Source organism: Protofrankia sp. Cj3, assembly GCF_917627355.1.
GTDB lineage: Bacteria > Actinomycetota > Actinomycetes > Frankiales > Frankiaceae > Protofrankia.
The window spans coordinates 7,402-9,511 of the sequence record NZ_CAKJTR010000194.1 but is presented as its reverse complement, the minus strand read 5'-3'; the positions used below and the strand labels follow the sequence as shown (position 1 = coordinate 9,511).

Genomic DNA, 2,110 nt, shown 5'->3' with positions numbered 1-2,110 from the left:
GGGCGAGGTTGCTGGCCGAGCCCAGGGTACTGGGGTGGTCGTCGCCGAAGACACGCCGCCGGTGGGCCAGGGTGTCTTCGTTGAGGGTGCGGGCGGCCTGGTAGCTGCCGAGGGCGTGTAGGTCCAGGGCGAGGTTGTTCGCCGAGCGCAGGGTACTGGGATGGTCGTCACCGAAGACACGCCGTGAACAGGCCAGCGTGTTCTCGTTCAGTTGCCGGGCGCTTTGGAGGTCGCCGAGGGCGTGTAGGTCGGCGGCGAGGTTGTTTGCCGAGGTCAGGGTGTTGGGGTGGTCGTCGCCGAGGACTCGTCGCAGGTGGGTCAGGGTGTCTTCGTTCAGGACGCGGGCGGCCTGGTAGTTGCCGCGGAGGCGGTAGGCGGCGGCTATGCAGTAGCCGGCGGCGAGGCTGTCGGGGTGCTCGTCGCCAAGGGCGGTGGACCAGCGGGTGTGCAGGATACGGCCCAGTGTCCCGGCGGCGCGGGAGTCCCCACGGGCGTCCAGGTAGTAGGCGGTGGTCAGCAGCAACTGACGGGCGTCGTGGCCGATGTCGACCGCGGGGCTGTCGGGATGCAGGGCCGGGGCGGTCAGCACCTGCGGGGCGATGACGGCCCACCGTGGCCAGCCGGCCGGATCCCGATAGCCGTCGGGCTGGTGGGCGGCCAGCAACGCCCGCACGGTCGAGGCGGCGCTCTCGGCGAGGGTGGAGGGCTGGTGGGCGCGGATGACGGCCGCGACGAGACGATGCAGCTGGATCGTGTCGCTGTCGCGCCGGGCCAAACTGTAGGCGAGGACCGCGCCGAGGATGTCATCGAGATCCGCGGTGGGGTCGGTGCCGGCCACCACGTCATGCAGCGGTGCGTCGAGCAGATCGGGATGATCACTGATCAGAGTCAGCGGGATGGGCTCGGGGCCGAAGTGGGCGCACAGGTCCAGCATTGCCACCGCGGCGGGGCAGTGGGCGCGCAGGCGGTCGAGGGCGAGGGACCAGACGGTGTCGATGGTGCGGCCATAGACGAGATCGACCCCGCGGGTGAGCATCTGAGCCCGTCGGCTGCGGAATTTCACCAGGTAATCGGCGGGAGCCAGCCCGGTGGTGTCAAGATAGGCGGCGACCTGTTCCAGCGCGAGGGGCAGGTCACCGAGGTCGTCGGCAAGCTGGTCGGCAATGGCGGGGCCGATGCCGGGGATACGCCGGCCCAGCAGGGCGACCGCTTCGCCGCGGGATAGGACATCGACGTCGATGCGGTCGGCGAGCCCGCCCCAGCCCGGATACCGGGAGGTGATCAGAATATGGCCGGGGCCGTCGGGGAGCCAGGGCCGTAGCCCGGTCGGTTCGGTGGCGTTGTCGAAGATCAGAAGCCAGCCGGGGTGCCGGCGCAGCCAGTCCAGCACGGCTGCGGCGTCGTCGCCAATCCGCCCGGTGGTGGGTAGCCCGAGGTGGGGGGTGAGGGCGGCGAGCTGTTCGCCGATCAGATCGGTCTGTTCGGCGTCAATCCAACCGATCAGGGAGTAGTCGGCGGCGTACCGGTGGGCGTACTCGATCGCGAGTTGGGTTTTCCCGACGCCACCGAGGCCGTGTAGAGCGGTGACCGCTATCGATACCCCGTCGGCCAGGCCAGCCCGTAACTGGCCCAGGAGCGCCGCGCGGCCGGTGAAGTACCGGTTGCGGGCTGGGACCGTGAACACGGTGGGTAACTGGCCGGGGAATGCGGTGCCTATCACCGGGGCTGGGGGCGGGGTGAAGCTGCCGGGGAAACCGGTCGACACCCGGGCGACCGGGACCAGAGCGGTGGCTTCCAGCAGCCGGCGCCGTGCGGTGGTCTCATCCAAACGGTACAGGTCGCGGTAGCCGATCGTGGCCAGCACGGTGGGGATCGTGCAGTCGGCGACGCGCAGTGGGATGAGTTTCCTCCCGGCCAGCGCCGCGGTCCATTCCTGGGTGCACCAGTGCGAGTCGAAGTACGCCGGGGAGCAGAGCGCGATCGTGCGGGCGGCGGTGTCCATCCGCAGTTTGATCCATAGGACGAAGTTCTCCCCGGTGGGGGAGTCCCACGCCTGCACCGCCACTGTGCGGCCCTCGGTTTCCAGGACCTCGGCGACCCAGGTCGCCCA

General features: G+C 70.1%; 1 protein-coding gene. It reads right to left on the bottom strand.

Annotation, left to right across the window (positions count from 1 at the left end; translation table 11 throughout):
* On the bottom strand, positions 1-2,110 hold a 2,110-nt coding region (gene fxsT / locus MJ783_RS19705), incomplete at both ends, for an FxSxx-COOH system tetratricopeptide repeat protein (protein ID WP_239312469.1).